Annotated in this window: 10 protein-coding genes; 6 read left to right on the top strand and 4 right to left on the bottom strand. The window is 52.8% G+C overall.

The window, feature by feature from the left end:
• Window positions 1-302: 302 nt before the first annotated feature.
• The 3 genes from FOV68_RS07545 to dld form a co-directional block, all read right to left on the bottom strand.
• On the bottom strand, window positions 303-2,954 hold the full coding sequence (locus FOV68_RS07545) for a beta-N-acetylhexosaminidase (protein WP_143990562.1): 2,652 nt from the start codon (window positions 2,952-2,954) through the stop codon (window positions 303-305).
• A 48-nt stretch (window positions 2,955-3,002) separates the two neighbouring features.
• Window positions 3,003-4,400 (bottom strand): OprD family outer membrane porin, encoded by a 1,398-nt coding sequence (locus tag FOV68_RS07550; protein ID WP_143990563.1) that lies wholly within the window; start codon window positions 4,398-4,400, stop codon window positions 3,003-3,005.
• Between the two features lie 289 nt (window positions 4,401-4,689).
• The gene (gene dld / locus FOV68_RS07555) at window positions 4,690-6,393 is read right to left on the bottom strand and encodes a D-lactate dehydrogenase (RefSeq protein ID WP_010260312.1); all 1,704 of its coding nucleotides are present in this window, start codon (window positions 6,391-6,393) and stop codon (window positions 4,690-4,692) included.
• A 155-nt stretch (window positions 6,394-6,548) separates the two neighbouring features.
• Here dld and bglX point away from each other — a divergent pair, with 155 nt between their 5' ends.
• The 6 genes from bglX to FOV68_RS07585 all read left to right on the top strand — a co-directional run bounded on the left by bglX (window position 6,549) and on the right by FOV68_RS07585 (window position 13,141).
• Entirely contained in the window at window positions 6,549-8,846 is a 2,298-nt protein-coding gene (bglX, locus tag FOV68_RS07560) for a beta-glucosidase BglX (RefSeq protein ID WP_143990564.1), read from the top strand.
• A gap of 96 nt (window positions 8,847-8,942) precedes the next feature.
• On the top strand, window positions 8,943-9,815 hold the full coding sequence (locus FOV68_RS07565; RefSeq protein WP_143990565.1) for an oxygenase MpaB family protein: 873 nt from the start codon (window positions 8,943-8,945) through the stop codon (window positions 9,813-9,815).
• Window positions 9,816-10,170: 355 nt separating this feature from the next.
• On the top strand, window positions 10,171-10,713 hold the full coding sequence (locus FOV68_RS07570; RefSeq protein ID WP_034950126.1) for a hypothetical protein: 543 nt from the start codon (window positions 10,171-10,173) through the stop codon (window positions 10,711-10,713).
• A gap of 13 nt (window positions 10,714-10,726) precedes the next feature.
• Window positions 10,727-10,996: a hypothetical protein gene (locus FOV68_RS07575; RefSeq protein ID WP_034950123.1), complete on the top strand. Its 270-nt coding sequence runs from the start codon at window positions 10,727-10,729 to the stop codon at window positions 10,994-10,996.
• 338 nt (window positions 10,997-11,334) lie between these two features.
• On the top strand, window positions 11,335-12,111 hold the full coding sequence (locus tag FOV68_RS07580; RefSeq protein ID WP_143990717.1) for an isocitrate lyase/phosphoenolpyruvate mutase family protein: 777 nt from the start codon (window positions 11,335-11,337) through the stop codon (window positions 12,109-12,111).
• Window positions 12,095-13,141, top strand: coding sequence for a bifunctional transcriptional activator/DNA repair enzyme AdaA (locus FOV68_RS07585; protein ID WP_143990566.1), 1,047 nt, complete (start codon window positions 12,095-12,097; stop codon window positions 13,139-13,141). Before FOV68_RS07580 ends, FOV68_RS07585 begins: the two co-directional genes overlap by 17 nt.
• A gap of 344 nt (window positions 13,142-13,485) precedes the next feature.
• On the opposite strand, the gene FOV68_RS07590 is transcribed toward FOV68_RS07585, so the two are convergent.
• Window positions 13,486-13,803, bottom strand: coding sequence for a hypothetical protein (locus FOV68_RS07590; protein WP_072036861.1), 318 nt, complete (start codon window positions 13,801-13,803; stop codon window positions 13,486-13,488).
• Window positions 13,804-14,029 lie beyond the last annotated feature (226 nt).

Genomic DNA, 14,029 nt, shown 5'->3' on the forward strand with positions numbered 1-14,029 from the left:
AGGCCGACTTCTGTCGGCTCTGATGGTAAATACAGTGTAGCCCGGTTAGCTGTGTAATCGAGCTGGCACAGGGAACACGGTCAGATCGGAAAGACGCAAAATCTGTCATCCATGACATGCTCGGCCCACGCCATCCCTGGCATGGGACGCTTTCCTCTTCTGACCGTGTTCCCAGCGCATTAAGTTTCTTCATTGCTGCCAGATTCACCCTGCTTCAGGATTGGCAGCAATCAAAGGGCTGACTTCTGTCGGCCTTTTTCATATTCAAACGCTGGCTTCTCAGCCCGTTCACACTTCGCTTTCTACAGGGATTCAACGCGGCTGGTGTGCTGACCGTCGCGGCTCACCGAGCGGATTGCCACCCCACCGCTGACCTGCGGCGGTCTGGTGGCATCGTAGCGCTGCCAGTTTGTGCCCTTGTCCAGGCTGTACTCCAGCGTCACGCCCGGTAAGGCCACATTCATCGACAGGATGCCATCAACGATTCTGGCTCCCGGCACCGGCAGGCGATAATCGATGCCCGCCTTATCCAGCTTCGCCAGTTCCCGCTGTCCCAGCAGATTGGCAAATCGCTGCCAGTCATTCAGGCGCGCCTGCTGATCGACCAGATGGGTTTTACCCCCCGCATACTCCTGACCCGCCTTGTAATCCTGCTCCCAGCTGGCGCGGTGCCAGCTTCGTTCCGCTACCGAAAACAGGCGAGGGTAGATCATGTGCTCCATTTGAGCGTCAGTGCGCACAGTTTCGCTCCACAGCTGGGCCGAAATGCCGTAAGCACCGCTCCAGGGCTTCTCTGATTTGGCGCTGAAAAAGTTGCCGTCGCGATCCACCGAGGTTTCAGCATTCTGCGGCAGGTTGTCTGGCGCGAAGCCAAAGATTTTGCGTTCGTCGTTGAAGCGCGTGCCCCAGTAATAGCCGCGCTCCAGCGGGTTAACTTCATACGGAAAATCCAGATAGAGATAGTCGGGGCTGGAGATCACCACGTCGTAACCTTTCTGTGACCAGTCACTGGCTGTGTCAAAACCGCCCCAGTAGAGGGTGTCCCAGAAGTTGACCGCGACGCGCGGTGTGGCAAAGGCTGCCGCATCTTTGGCATGTTTTAAACCATCCTGCCAGGCCTGCATTTTGCTGATACCGTGCCGGTTAACGATGTCACTGACGGTCAGGGCAAAGTAGCTCGGCAGGTGCGCCAGATCTTCCACTTTGCCGCTCTTCACCAGTGCCTGACAAACCTGCGATTTCGCCCACGGCAGATCTTCTTTACTCCAGTCGCGCAGACCGGTGCCCGGTTTAGGGTCGCGTTTATCCGAGTAGCCAGCACCCAGCCGGATATTCTTCGCTTCGTCACCGCCAAAATGCCAGACGCCGAGCGGCTGTCCCGCTTCCCGGTGCATCGCCTGAACTTCACCGATCACTTTATCGACAAACCGCTGTGAACCCGCAATGCAGGGATTGAGATAGCTGGTGCGGTCATAGAGCTGCACCGAGGTGGTATTGGAGTCGTCGGTGGGATCGATCAGGCGATACGCACTGGCCTGTTCAGATTGTCCCTCCTTCATCAGCCGCTGATAGCGTGCTTCCATGGCGATGACGGCGGCACGGGCATGGGCGGGCATATCAATTTCCGGGATCACCTGGATGTGACGGGCCTGCGCATACTTCACAATCTCGATATAGTCGGCACGGCTGAAGTAGCCGCTGCCGTTGTTATCGCTGAACGGACCAGAACCAAGCTGCGGCAGCAGGCAGCGCTGTTCGCTCAGGTCATGGCAGCGTTTAGCCCCCACCTCAGTCAGTTCCGGTAAGCCAGGAATCTCAATCCGCCAGCCCTCATCGTCACTGAGGTGAAAGTGGAAGCGGTTCATCTTCCAGGCCGCCATCTGATCAAGCAGCCGCATGACCGCCTGTTTACTGTGAAAGTTACGGGCAACGTCAAGAAACGCGCCGCGATAGGCAAAGCGTGGCGAGTCATGGGCTTCCAGCGTGGCAATACGCGGCGCGCCTTCTGTAGGGATCAGCGAGAGAATCGACATCAGACCGTAGAACGCACCGGCAGCATCGTAGCCCACCACGATGGCACGGCGAGGGGTGATATCCAGATCGTATGCGCCCGGTTTAGCCTGTTTGCCGCTGAAGTGACCCGGTTTGATCTGTGTCCTGATGGCAAATCCATCAGGCGCTTCTTTCAGGCCAAGCAGGGCCAGACGCTGCTTTACCGCCTCACCGGTTTCGCGGGTCAGCCCGGTCAGAGACAGACTGACGCCACGGCTGAGATCGGCATCCTGCGGACGCAGTTTCACCTCAAGCGGCGTGGGTGTGATTTGACCGCGCAGCGCGGAAGCGGGCAGGGTGGCAACATCGCTGTTTTTATCAAACCGGCTGGCGGGTTGCATCAGGATATTCCGGTCATCGGCACTGCGTCGCCAGTTATCCCCCAACGGCAATACAAACTGGCTGGGATCTTCATGATCGGTGCTGGCAATAATTTTGGGGGTGGCCTGCCTGGATGTCACATACCAGCGCGGCATCACATCCGTGGCAAACAGCTGCCAGTATTCGTTAACGATCGGAATCTGCACCGATTCGCCCGCGCCAATGCCGGTGAATTTGTCAGTCGGCTCCAGTCGGGTCAGGTCGCCGACCAGATGGGTCATTTTAAACTGATCGTTATCGACCCGCAGCGTCTGGTGGACGTTGCTCATGTAGATTGCCCAGTGTTTGTCGGTCAGGGCTGGGCCGTTATTGGTCAGGGTAATGGTGGCGCGATTGCAGGCGGCATAGTCGGCACCCAGCGCGGCGCAGTCGGTGCCATGCAGGGCGGCCTGATTATCGTTCACCTGATAAGTGACGCCAAACTGACTGATCTGTTTCACCACCTGCTGCGCTGACGAGCTGGCGTGGCCTGTGGCTGCAGCGCCCAGCAGAGTGAGCGCGATAAGGCTTAACTTAAACATATTGATTCATCCTTGCTGCTGAAGAGATATCCGGGAGTCTGCAGGGCGTCAGAACAGCGTAAACGGCACGATAACCATAAATTTGATGTCCTTCTCGTCCTGAAAAATGTTGCCGTAACCGCCGCTGTAACTGGGCAGATTGCTGTGATTGTCGTAGCGGGTGTAATGCAGTTTAAACTGGGTATCTTTGGCGCGGCCCTGCTGGATTTGATAGATCACATCAAGGTTCCAGGCAGACTCCTTCAGCCGCTGGCTCTGGTCAACGGTGGGCAGCGTGGCGGGTCTGGCATCCCAGCCCCAGACGTACGATGCGCCCACTTTCCATCCCGCCAGTTGCCACGGCGTTAAGTCGAGCATCGCCCCGGCAAAGATCGCTTTTTCGCCATTGGCGTTCCAGTCGGAGCGGGCATCCCACCAGATATCCAGTCGTCCATTGGAGCTGGCGTAGCCTGGCGTCATGCGCTGCAGGAAGAAGCCCTGATTCCCCTCTGCTTTGACCCAGCTGCCTTCCAGGCGCAGATCAACGGGGCCGACGGTGTAACCGACCGTGATCGCCTGTAACCAGGCCAGGCCGTCATAGACATCACGGGGATTAGCGGCACCGCCCGCTACTTTGTCGTGCGCCCCGTAAAACTGATAGCTGGTGTAAAGTGCATTGCCGCCGGGCGTGGCTGACCACGAGGCTTTGGCAAAATATTGATCCATATAATCCGCCGCCTGGCCAAATGCGCCCTCAAGCACCAGGTTATTCCTGAAGTCATATTTCATGCCGAACGAATGCAGGTAGCTGACAGATGTTTTGCCATCAGCCTGGCGAAAATTATATAAATCACGATACCAGGGCGCTTTATATTTGTCGCTCCACATCCATGAGAGTGATAATGCACCGGCCTGCTGGAAATCATACAGCGCACCGACTTCGACGCCGCGATAGGTTCCGGGTAAGAAACTCCAGTGTGGCGCAATAATTGTCTGGCCGGTTGGCTGAATATAACCGGCGCGCAACCAGTAATCGTTATATTTTACTTTCAGTGCGGCTTTATAAACAGAAGCACCACCGCTGTCGCCATTCCACTTTTCATCCCAGCGGGTATGCGCCTTACTGAAGCCAATTTCATTGGGTGCGGCGGGGCCGCTATTGGAAAGCTCAGCAGCACCAAAAATGGCGAGGTCCAGACCAATCCACTCCCCGGCATAGCCTGACTGATAGTCAAGATTACTGTTGAGCGAGGCATGATGTAAATTAGCCCGATACTGTCCCTGATATTCACTGGCGGGATCGGTGTCTCTGCGATCTCGCTGACGCTGCCAGTAAAAAACATTACCTTTCAGCGATGAGTCCTCAATAAATCCGCTGGCGTAAGCCGGTGATGAACTTATTGCAGTTAACGCTATTAATGCGGTGGATATTTCAATTAACGCTAACGCGTAATTAATTTTTCGCATGATCATTCTTCCCTGAATGTAATTAAGATGCTTGCTATGAATTTTTTATGGCGACAATCTATTTTTCGCGACGCGAAATATCAATTGGTGGCGGAATTTTTTGTGAACTATTGCGCATAACCCGATGAGATAAAATAAAGCAGGTGCGATATGGGAAGGGGAATTAATTATTTGATAAAGATGTTAGCTATTGGCAGGGCTGCTGCAACGGGAGGCTGGCGGTGTGAACGGGCTTCCCGGTAGTGTGAAAATCAGCCTGCTCAGATAAGCAGGCTGACCGATAAGGCGATTAAACCTGCTTCACTGCCCATCCCTTTTGCTTACTGGTTTTGCCAATCCCAGGATTGAAGCTGTTGGTGGGATCGAGCTGGCGATAGAACGCCGCCAGCTGCGGTTTGGCCTGATAGAGATGCCCTACATTATGTTCAGCGGGATATTCCGCGCCCCGCGCCTGAAGGATCTCCAGCATCTGCGCTTTGAGCGCATGCACATCGACGCCTTTTCTGACGATGTAATCCTGATGAAACACATGACAGAAGAAGTGACCATAGTAGAGACGATGGCTCAGCGAGGCGCGGATCTCATCGGGCAGGGTTTCGAACCAGTCCGCATCGTTACGACGCAGGGCGATATCCAGCGCCAGAATGTCCTCGACCTCATCAGAATGCACCGCGTGGTAGCGCACCGCCGCACCCGCCGCTGCAAAGCGATGCAGAAAGGCGTGCGCACCTTCTTTGCCTTCACACTCGAAGAATTCGCCACCGCCTTCGCGGAAGTAGTCACGCAGATAGTTACGCGCTTCCGCCACGCCGTCGCCAGACATCTTCAGCATCAGATGGTGTTCATATTTATCGCGATACTGCTTCATGCGTTTCGGCAGATGCGCCGGGAACAGTTTACTGAGGCGCTGCAACAGGCGATCGCTGAAGTGCGGTTTAACGAAGGAGAGTTTGCTCAGCCAGGCATCAACCCGCCCCTTCAGCGTGAAAAACAGCGGCATCTTGTCGGTGCCCAGCTTGTCGATCATCAGGAAGGTATCTTTGCCGTAGACTTCCGCAATGTCATAGATGTCGCGGTGCATATATTCGCCCGCCACCGGCAGATGGGTGAAATGCGCCAGCATGTGACGGCGGATATCGCTGAGAACGCCGGGCTCGTTGGTGCCGATGTAAAACACCTGCTGCTGCGGTTCGCTGGCGAAGGTATCAAGTCGCACCGCGAAGACCGCCAGCTTCCCGGCACAACCGGAGGCTTCAAACAGGCGACGCGCATCGGCGTTGTAACGGGCGGGCGTATCCGCATCCACTTCACGAACCCGGTCGGCATATTCATGATCGGAGGCGTGACGGCCATCGTGCTGCACATCTTTGGGCTGCCAGCGGTCATCATCCAGCCGCCCCAGAATCTCTTCCGGTGACGTCCCAAGATCGATACCGAGATGGTTCACCAGCTTCAGTTTTCCCTGCGCATCAATCTGGGCAAACAGCGCCATTTCACTGTAGGCCGGTCCGCGCTTGATCAGCGATCCGCCGGAGTTATTACAGATGCCGCCGAGCACCGAGGCACCAATACAGGAGGAGCCAATCACCGAGTGGGGTTCACGCCCCAGCGGCTTCAGTGCTTTTTCCAGCTGATAGAGTGTGCTGCCGGGGAACGCCAGCACCTGCTGGCCTTCGTCAATCAGCTGAAGCTTATCCAGCCGCAGGGTACTGACAATCACCAGCGGACGATCATAATCGTCGCCATGCGGCGTCGAGCCCTCGGTCAGGCCGGTATTCGCCGCCTGCATCAGGATAATGACATCGGCATTTACCAGCGTTTGCAGTACCCGCCAGAGCTCCAGCAGCGTACCGGGAAACGCCACCGCCAGCGCCTCGCCTTCGCCGGAGCGAAAGCCTTTGCGATAGCGTGCGGTCTGTTCAGGTTCAGTCAGCAGATGGGTGGGGCCGACCAGGCGGCGCAGGTCAGAAAGCAGGGCAGAGGTTTGTATCATGAGCAATTCCCTTGTCTTATCAGTGCGTCCTAACTGTAGCACGTCAACTCACCTCAACGCAGTGTGACAGCGGCAGCTACCTGCTATTCTCATCTTGTGGCACACTGCCGCCTGTTAATTCGATATTGCGCAGTTACTTAAGAGAACCCAACCTGATGAAATGGATTTACTCTGTTAGTCTCGCTGTCTCCCTCGCGATGCAACCCGCATTAGCTGAGACGGTGCCAGGTAACCACCCGATGACCGAACAGGCGCGGGATGCCTTCGTCAACCAACTGCTTAAAAAAATGACGCTGGACGAGAAGATCGGCCAGCTGCGTTTAATCAGCGTCGGACCTGATAATCCGAAAGAAGTGATTCGCGACATGATTCAGAAGAGTCAGGTTGGCGCGATTTTTAATACCGTAACCCGTCAGGATATCCGCGCGATGCAGGATCAGGCGATGCAGCTCAGCCGCCTGAAGATCCCGCTGTTTTTCGCCTACGACGTTATTCATGGTCAGCGCACCATTTTCCCGATTCCTTTGGCCCTGGCGTCGAGCTGGGATCTGGATGCGGTGAAAGAGGTGGGGCGCGTCTCTGCCTATGAAGCGGCCGACGATGGCCTGAACATGACCTGGGCGCCGATGGTGGATGTCAGCCGTGAACCGCGCTGGGGCCGTGGCTCCGAAGGTTTCGGTGAGGATACGTATCTCACCAGCGAAATGGGTCGCAGCATGGTGCAGTCGATGCAGGGAAAAAGTGCTGCCGATCGCTACAGCGTGATGACCAGCGTGAAGCACTTCGCGCTCTATGGCGCAGTTGAAGGCGGACGCGATTACAACACCGTGGACATGAGCCCGCAGCGCATGTTCCAGGACTATCTGCCGCCATACAAAGCTTCACTGGATGCGGGTAGCGGCGGCGTGATGGTGGCGCTGAACTCGATCAATGGCGTGCCCGCCACGGCGGACAGCTGGTTGCTGAAAGATCTGCTGCGCGATAAGTGGAAGTTCAAAGGCATCACCATCAGCGATCACGGCGCAATCAAAGAGCTGATCAAACATGGCGTCGCCAGCGATCCGCAGGAAGCGGTGCGCATCGCCCTGAAGTCGGGCGTCGATATGAGCATGAGCGACGAATATTACAGCAAGTATCTGCCCGCTCTGGTGAAGAGCGGCGACGTCACCATGGCAGAGATTGACGATGCGGCGCGCCATGTGCTCAACGTCAAATATGACATGGGCCTGTTTAACGATCCCTACAGCCATTTAGGTCCAAAAGAGAGCGATCCGCAGGACACCAATGCGGAAAGCCGTCTGCACCGGGCTGAAGCGCGCGACGTCGCGCGTAAAAGCATCGTGTTGCTGAAAAATCGCCTGGAAACGCTGCCGCTGAAAAAATCGGGCACCATTGCCCTGATTGGTCCGCTGGCAGACAGTCAGCGCGACATTATGGGCAGCTGGTCCGCCGCTGGCGTGGCGAAGCAATCCGTTTCGCTGCTGCAGGGCATGCGCAATGCCACCGAAGGCAAGGCTACGCTGCTCTATGAGAAGGGCGCTAACGTTACCGACAACAAAGGGATTCAGGACTTCCTGAACCTCTATGAGCAGGCGGTTTCCGTGGATACGCGTTCACCGCAGCAGTTGATTGATGACGCGGTCGCCAAAGCGAAGCAGGCCGATGTGGTGGTTGCTGCCGTGGGCGAAGCGCAGGGTATGGCGCACGAAGCCTCCAGCCGCAGCGACCTGGTGATCCCGCCGAGCCAGCAGAAGCTGTTAGCAGCACTGAAAGCCAACGGTAAACCGCTGGTGATTGTGCTGATGAACGGACGCCCCCTGTCAGTGGTGAATGAAGATCGGATGGCCGATGCGATGCTGGAAACCTGGTTCAGCGGCACCGAAGGCGGCAACGCCATCGCCGATGTGCTGTTCGGCGATTACAACCCGTCGGGCAAACTGCCGGTTTCCTTCCCGCGTTCAGTGGGTCAGATTCCGATCTATTACAACCATCTGCCAACCGGTCGTCCTTACAATTTTGCTAAGCCGAACAAGTACACCTCGCACTACTACGACGCGGCTAACGGTCCACTCTATCCGTTTGGTTACGGCCTGAGCTACACCACTTTCACCGTGTCGCCGGTAAAAATGTCCTCACCGACCATGCCGCGTAACGGCAGCATTGAAGCCAGCGTGACCGTGACCAACAGCGGTAAACGCGATGGCGCGACGGTGGTGCAGATGTACCTCAACGATCCGGTCGCTTCCATCAGCCGTCCGGTGCAGGAGCTGCGTGGCTTTAAGCGCATCATGCTGAAAGCGGGCGAGTCGCAAACCGTGACCTTTAAAATCGACGTGGATGCGCTGAAGTTCTGGAACCAGCAGATGCAGCATGTTGCAGAGCCCGGCAAATTCAACGTGATGATTGGACTCGATTCCGTTCGTACCGAGGATGGGCAGTTCAACTATTTATAACCGTCAGCCTTTCCCCTGACGTAAGGGGAAGGTGATGCGGCGCGTCGTTAGCGTCCTGCTACGGCGCGCCACGTCATATCCTCTATCAGAGCCGCCATGATTAATCTGCGTGACCGCATTCAGCAGCAGGTATTCCGCCTTAACGGCCTGTCGATGAATGAATTTGACCTCTCTCAACCGCCTGGCGATCCCGGCCTGTTTGGCCCGGACAGCGTGATCTGGCGCGTCCACGGTGACTTCACCTCAATGATGTGCGGCGGGATCAGCGCGCTGCTGTTGCAGATGCTGCATCCGGCGGCGCTGGCGGGCGTCTGGGATCACTCCAATTTCCGTGAAGATATGATGGGCCGCCTGCGGCGCACCAGTCAGTTTATCGCTGTGACCACCTACGGTAATTCGCAGGATGCACAGACGCTGATTGACCGGGTGAAACGCATTCACCTGAAAGTCAGCGGCGTTGATAGCGAAGGCAAACCCTATGCCGCCAGCGATCCGCATCTGCTGACCTGGGTGCATGTGGCGGAGACCAGCCGTTTTCTGGCCGCCCATCTGCGCTACAAAAATCCACATCTCAGCCGCGCCGGGCAGGATCAGTACTATCAGGAAGCGGCGCAGATTGCCGAAGCGCTGGGGGCGGAGCAGGTACCGAAAAGCGTTGTTGATGTTGCGGATTATCTGCAACAGATGCGTTCAGAGCTGCGCTTTGATCATCGCACTGCCGAAGTGACGCGATTGCTGATGAATGCCCCTGCACCCAGCTGGCAGGCAAAACCGGTGATGAAAATCATGCTGAAGTCGGGATTCGGGCTGATGCCAGCCTGGGCGCAGGCGATGTCCGGTACGGAGATCGGCCGCTTTCAGCAGGCGATCATTGACCGGAAGATTAATGCGATTGCGGTGGGATTAAGGTGGTCGATTCAGCGCGGTGCCTGGTATCGGGCGATGGTGCGGATGGGAAGGGTGGGGTGAGGGGGTCGCTGGTAAAAGGGTGGATTGCTGTAGCCCATAAAAGATTACGCAACTGGAGTAGTTGATATCTGCACATGGATACGTGCTTTGTTAAGGCAGCCAATTTGTCGGAGTTAGGTACAATAGGCTGATTGAAGTAGATACCAACGTCCGCTTTGTGCCAGAAGCGGAAGTTGGAGTGCCAGAGACTCTAAAAGTTGATGATTCTTATTGCAGGGATACCTACACCGCGGCTTTTGTCCATGAATTATTTTCTAAATGTGATAATTTGTATGAACGTCAAGCTCAGGCATAAATTATAATGGTTATACATTTCCCGGTCTCAACTACAGCACTCTATTAAAAAGGAATACAAATGGATTCGGATAAAATTCAAAACGATATTGATGCTTTATTGATTTTTATGAACGACGATATGGAACGAATTGGGGGAACTATAACGGATACGTATTGGGGTTTTGCTCAGGAGCAAGGGGATCGTAATGAAATTGAAAAGTTACATGGCTGGTCAGAAGAAATTTTATTTGGAATTATAAATAGATGTAATTCCCGCGGCTTGTTGAAAAATATGTCAGACAGATACGATCATGTCACACTGACAGAAGAGGGACAGAGCCGCGCGCTGTCGGTTAAGCACGGTAAGAACCGTTCCTATGAACTTGCAAGGAGCAGTTATACGATTGGCGCTATCCATGTTGCCGGGTCAGCTCAGGTAGGCGATGGTAATAAGCAAAATATTTACAATGTCTTTCAGGAAGTGATAGACAAAATTGACCGTGCAGAAGCGACTTCAGAAGAAAAGGCAGAAGCTAAATCGCTTTTAACAAAGTTCTTAGAGCATCCGCTAACTTCTTCTGTAGTAGGCGGTGTTGCTGGTTCTCTTACCGGACTTTTATAAAAAGATAAGCCACATGGAAGAACTGAAGAAATCCATCGGCCTGAGATGCACTTTCTGCCACTCCGAGCTGTTTGCATTTCCACACGAAAACTACGTCCCTCTTCATGGCTCGCTGATTGTGTGCGCAAACTGCGGGCGCGAAAATGATGTGACTTCTCTCATATTTGTTGTGAAGGCTAAAGCGATGGATATCGCAGAAGACTATGCAGACAAGCTCATTGATAAATTTCAAAAGGATTTAAAGAAAGCATTTAAAGGAAGTAAGCACATAAAATTTAGATAAATTCTGTAAGAATGCTGCCAACTTCTTGTTAGCCATCTTTTTTACAAAGCATTTGAATTTATACCTCAAATTTTCTTTCATTTAGCATTACGCTGCTCCTTTTTGACTCATTCAGAATGCTTTAATCGATGTCCGCTTTTCGCTCATAGCGGTCGTTGACGTGCGTGTCACTTCGCTTTGTACCAGAAGCAGACCTTGAAACATTACTGCCGTTTCACCACCTGAATCAGACTGACCTGGCTTAACCCTTTTTAAAAAAAATGGTCGTCTGATTTTCGGTTGTGCCGTTTTTGCTGAATGCTTAGATTCATTTTCGATCTAATTGAGAGGATATGGATATGAACTTCGCAGAACTCCACAACCAGTATGAGCCCCTTCTTATCGCTAACGTCTGGGATGCCGTCAGTACTGTCGCAGCGCAAAAAGCTGGCTATAAGGCTCTGGGAACGTCCAGCGCAGCAATAGCGGCCACATTGGGTTATGAAGACGGCCAGGGCATGCCGTTTGATGAATTATTTTTTATTGTCACTCGTATCCGGGCAGTTAGCAGCCTGCCACTAAGTGTTGATATGGAAGCAGGATATGGTGATTCAGCTGAAGAGATAATAGCCAATCTCAAGCTCCTTGCTCAGATAGGCGTATCAGGCGTTAACCTTGAAGACAGCAGAGTCATTAATCAGGTTCGACAGCTTGATGATGTTTCTGAATTTTCGCGTAATCTGAGAGCAGTATGCGATGCGCTGAGAAGTGAAGGTTATAACCTATTTTTGAACGTCCGGACTGATACTTATCTTCTCGGGCATGAAAGAGCGTTACAGGAGACATTGTTACGGGCCCAGCACTATAGAACTGCTGGTGCTGACGGCCTATTTGTTCCCTGCCTGACGTCAGAGAAAGATATCAGCCTTATTGCAAATGCCATTGATCTGCCTCTGAATGTCATGTGTATGCCCGATCTTCCCTCGTTCGATAGACTGAAACTGGCCGGGGTAAGCCGCATTTCTATGGGTAATTTTGTTCATTCGGCCATCCAGTCAAAGCTGATTGATTTAATGCATGCGATCCGGTGGCATCAGACATTTGAAGGACTTTTTGTTAATGAAGGTTATCGATAAGAATCTGTGTGATGTCTGGTATCAGGCATTACTTGAACGCGCTTCAGAATATACGGGTGTGTTTTTTGCTGGAGTCAGAACGACTGGCGTATTCTGCATTTCGATATGCCGGGCACGAAAGCCTAAACGTGAAAACGTAGAGTTTTATAAAGATGCCAAATCTGCCCTGGCGGCCGGCTTTCGCCCCTGTAAAATCTGCAGACCTGCTGAAAATGCGCACAGCGCGCCATTATTTGTCGAACAGGCGCTTACGCTTGTCAGGCGCAATATCAAATCCCGTATATCCGACGCGGATCTTCGTCAGCATGGAATCAGCCCGGAACGGATGCGGCGCTGGTTCCTGCAACAGCACGGCATCACTTTTCAGGCCTTCCAGCGAATGCAGCGGGTAAATATTGCCCTGCAGGAGCTGAAAAGCGGACGTGCGGCGACTGACGTAGCACTGGACAATGGCTACGAATCTCTGAGTGGGTTTGGTTACATCTACAAGCAGCTCACTGGCGCAGCTCCGACTCAGCCCACTCAGGTAATAGTCATTCACCGGTTTACCACTACACTGGGACCTATGTTTGTCTGTGCTACAGAGCAGGGAGTTTGCCTGCTGGAGTTTACCGATCACCGAATGTTAGAGACGGAATTTCACGATATCCAGCGTTTACTTAACGCCAGAATTGTCACAGGCGAAAATAGTCATACCCGACAAACAGTAAAGGAAATCAGCGAATATTTTGCCGGAATTCGTCGTCAGTTTGATCTCTTACTAGACACACCAGGCAATGATTTTCAAAAATCCGTCTGGCAGGCACTACGTGCTGTTCCTTATGGGGAGACCTCAAACTATCAGGATATTTCGCTGCTACTGAATAAACCTGACGCTGTACGAGCAGTTGAAGCTGCGAATGGTGCCAACCGGATTGCGATTGTGATTCCGTGCCACAGAATTATCGGTAAAAATGGCCAAATGACAGGATATGGTGGAGTCATATCGCGCAAAGAGTGGCTTATAGAACATGAAAGAAATCAGAGTTAAGTGAGTCAATACCGAATGCTTGCTGCAGGCAGCAGTCTTTTTCCGGTCATGTTTCTTTTGTATTCGCAGTTTTAAGTTATTTGAAATCCCAACGTCTGCTCTTCGCTCATAGCGGACTTCAGCTCAGTTAGCTTGTCCGCTTCGTGCCAGAAGCGTACCTAAAAGGGTTTTAAATGCCCCTCATGAAGTAGCCAACTTTTATCGACCATTTCACGGTATGTGATGGAAGGTGCATGTACAGGGATGGTGCGGCCATTTTGCGACGGAACATAGCTGGCCAGCCGGTGACCGTTTTTTAACTCATCTGGATAGGCCGGGTTACTGGGACATTGACGCTGATAAGACTAGTATGTTTGGCAAGTAATAGTATTGCCTAAAGGGTGACACGTTGTTGTTGTCATACGCGGAAGGGCTGCATCTTGTTGAGCTTGCAAAGCTTGTTTCTGCTGCATACTAGCGTTGGCGCTGTTTAAACCGTTTGTTAATCCTTGCATATCCATCGCTGCATAACATGCGTCACGATCCCCGTCATCACACATCGCCTGAACACTGCCTAGGCTTTTAAAAGCATATCGAGAATTCCACATACTTTTCGGATCATTAGTACAACCAGTTATCATTAAAACAATACAAGACACAAAAATTATATTTTTAACGTTCATTCATAACACCGTAATTATTGTTGATAGATAATTCCGCATTAAATCATAATTACAATTAATGAATAAAGGATGTAACCTGCTTACTGATGTCGATCCCCAGTTTTTCCGAAGGAAAGTTGATCCCCGGCAATGGATATCAGGATTTTTTTTACCGTTCGACGTAGATTCATTTGATGTGAAGATGTATTCCGATAAATGCTGTGATAAGCGAGATGTCACCAAATGG

The sequence above is a fragment of the Pantoea sp. paga genome (assembly GCF_007558755.1).
GTDB lineage: Bacteria > Pseudomonadota > Gammaproteobacteria > Enterobacterales > Enterobacteriaceae > Pantoea > Pantoea agglomerans.

Coding starts and splice junctions, on each gene's coding strand:
- FOV68_RS07545 (WP_143990562.1), bottom strand. CDS start 2,954: ATGTTTAAGTTAAGCCTTATCGCGCTCACTCTGCTGGGCGCTGCAGCC.
- FOV68_RS07550 (WP_143990563.1), bottom strand. CDS start 4,400: ATGCGAAAAATTAATTACGCGTTAGCGTTAATTGAAATATCCACCGCA.
- dld (WP_010260312.1), bottom strand. CDS start 6,393: ATGATACAAACCTCTGCCCTGCTTTCTGACCTGCGCCGCCTGGTCGGC.
- bglX (WP_143990564.1), top strand. CDS start 6,549: ATGAAATGGATTTACTCTGTTAGTCTCGCTGTCTCCCTCGCGATGCAA.
- FOV68_RS07565 (WP_143990565.1), top strand. CDS start 8,943: ATGATTAATCTGCGTGACCGCATTCAGCAGCAGGTATTCCGCCTTAAC.
- FOV68_RS07570 (WP_034950126.1), top strand. CDS start 10,171: ATGGATTCGGATAAAATTCAAAACGATATTGATGCTTTATTGATTTTT.
- FOV68_RS07575 (WP_034950123.1), top strand. CDS start 10,727: ATGGAAGAACTGAAGAAATCCATCGGCCTGAGATGCACTTTCTGCCAC.
- FOV68_RS07580 (WP_143990717.1), top strand. CDS start 11,335: ATGAACTTCGCAGAACTCCACAACCAGTATGAGCCCCTTCTTATCGCT.
- FOV68_RS07585 (WP_143990566.1), top strand. CDS start 12,095: ATGAAGGTTATCGATAAGAATCTGTGTGATGTCTGGTATCAGGCATTA.
- FOV68_RS07590 (WP_072036861.1), bottom strand. CDS start 13,803: ATGAACGTTAAAAATATAATTTTTGTGTCTTGTATTGTTTTAATGATA.